Source organism: Dietzia sp. SLG310A2-38A2 (genome assembly GCF_014145095.1).
Classification (GTDB): Bacteria; Actinomycetota; Actinomycetes; order Mycobacteriales; family Mycobacteriaceae; genus Dietzia.
Genome location: NZ_JAALDX010000052.1, coordinates 12,391 through 14,670 on the forward strand (window position 1 = coordinate 12,391; position 2,280 = coordinate 14,670).

The following is a 2,280-nucleotide window of genomic DNA, read 5'->3' on the forward strand; positions in this document are numbered from 1 at the left end:
CGCGACACGAGCGGCGTGGGTGGGGCCGTCGGGCACGTGGGTCGGCCGCTGCGCGTCGAGTTCGCGGCGCAGGACCGGAACGATCTCGGTGCCGAGGATCTCGATCTGCTCGAGCACCGTCTTGCGGGGCAGACCGGCATGATCGATGAGGAACATCTGGCGCTGGTAGTCACCCACGTGCTCTCGCATGGTCATGTAGCGGTCGATGACCTGCTGCGGGGAACCCACCGTCAGCGGGGTCTGGGCGGTGAAGTCCTCGAGCGACGGGCCGTGACCGTAGACCGGGGCGTTGTCGAAGTACGGGCGGAACTCGTCCACCGCGTCCTGGCTGTTGGAGCGCGCGAAGAACTGCCCGCCCAACCCGACGATCGCCTGATCTGCGGAACCGTGTCCGTAGTGCTCGTAGCGGCGGCGGTACAACTCGACCATCTGCTTGGTATGGCTGATCGGCCAGAAGATGTTGTTGTGGAAGAACCCGTCACCGTAGTAGGCCGCCTGCTCGGCGATCTGCGGCGAACGGATCGAACCGTGCCAGACGAAGGGCGCGACGCCGTCCAGCGGGCGCGGGGTGGACGTGAACTGCTGGAGCGCTGTCCGGAACTTGCCCTCCCACTCCACCATGTCCTCGTGCCACAGGCGGTGCAGCAACTCGTAGTTCTCGATCGCCAACGGCAGGCCCTGTCGGATGTCCTGGCCGAACCACGGGTACACAGGCCCGGTGTTGCCGCGGCCCATGGTCAGGTCGACCCGGCCCCCGGCGAGGTGCTGGAGCATGGCGTAGTCCTCGGCGATCTTCACCGGGTCGTTGGTGGTGATGAGCGTCGTGGCGGTGGACAGGATGATGTCCGAGGTCCTGCCCGCGATGTAACCGAGGGTGGTGGTGGGGGAGGACGTGACGAAGGGCGGATTGTGGTGCTCGCCCAGGGCGAAGACGTCCAGGCCCACCTGCTCGGCCTGGACGGCGTACTCGACGACGGCTTCGAGGCGCTCGTGCTCGGTGGACACCTGCCCGGTGTGGGGGTCAGGCGTGATGTCGGCGATGGAGAAGATCCCGAACTGCATGATGGCGAGCCTTTCAGTCTGTTGATGCGTTTCATTCTAACTTGCTGACACGTCAAACAAAAGGGGGCCGAGGAGTATTCCGCCTCACCCTTGCCGCCTCTCGGTTCGCGAGTTCCCCTCCGCGCCGTGGCCTCGGGATGTGAGTATTCGGCGACTGACAACAGGAGGCGCCGTGACCGAGTGGATCGTCCGTAGGTGGGCCCGTTTCGGCCACAACCGGCTCTATGCCGCGACCCCCGGTGGAACCGACCTGGGCTATCTCGACCTGGCGACCGGCCGCTACCACTCCGACGATCTCGCGAACCTTCCGCTGTTGCGCAAAGCGATCGAGGGCCACCCGGACGCGCGGCGACATCGTGAATCCGCGCAGGAGTCGAGCCGGCTACCGCCGGCGACGGTGACACCGCCCGCACTGTCCCCGTCGAGTTCCGGGCCGGTCGCGGCGTCGACTGGCCCATCGACAACTCCGCCGACCGCGCACACCACCGCGCACACCACCGCGCACGCCGGCGCGCCACTCACCGCGCCGACCACCGTATCCGGACCGAGGTGGCACGATCTCGCCGATGCGCGTGCGGGGGCGGCCGCACGCGAGCGGGCGCTCGCCGAGCGGGAGGCGCAGGGGGTGGTGCGACATGTCCTCGCCCGGTTGGTTGGCGCGAAGACCGACGAGCGTGCGTGGCGTATCGGCGCGGACGGTGAGCAGGCGGTCGGCGAACAGCTGGCGGGTTTGGATGCCCGGTGGAGGGTCCTGCACGCCGTGCGCGTGGGGGAGCGGGGTGCCGATATCGACCACGTGGTGATCGGCCCCGGCGGTGTCTTCACCGTGAACTCCAAGAATCACCCCAAGGCGTCGATCTGGGTGGGCGGGGACACCTTCATGGTCAATGGCAACCGGGTTCCGTACATCCGCAACAGCCGACACGAGGCGAAAAGGGCATCCCGTCTGCTCGCGGAGCAGGTCGGCTTTCCGGTCCCGGTCACCGGGATTATCGCGGTAGTGGGAGCGCGAGCGGGATTCACCGTGAAGAACCAGCCCGCAGATGGCGCGGTGACGGTGATTCCCCGGCGCCGCATCAGGCGACTTCTCACGTCGCAGCCGCAGCGACTGGGGTTACGCGAGATCGACGCGATCCACGAGGTCGCCAGGCGATCCACGACGTGGCACCGCTGAACCCGGGGAGGGGAGGGTCAGGCGGGGTGGGTGCGGTGGGCGCC

Annotated in this window: 2 protein-coding genes; one reads left to right on the forward strand and one right to left on the reverse strand. The window is 67.8% G+C overall.

Translation table 11 applies throughout. The annotated features are described in order from the left end of the window. The coding region (locus G6027_RS02035; protein ID WP_182634941.1) for an LLM class flavin-dependent oxidoreductase at positions 1-1,062 on the reverse strand (1,062 nt) is incomplete at its 3' end. A gap of 172 nt (positions 1,063-1,234) precedes the next feature. Between G6027_RS02035 and G6027_RS19410 the strand changes: the two genes are divergently transcribed. After that, a complete protein-coding gene (locus tag G6027_RS19410) occupies positions 1,235-2,236 on the forward strand; it encodes a nuclease-related domain-containing protein (RefSeq protein WP_346995601.1) in 1,002 nt (333 codons plus the stop codon). Positions 2,237-2,280: the final 44 nt, after the last annotated feature.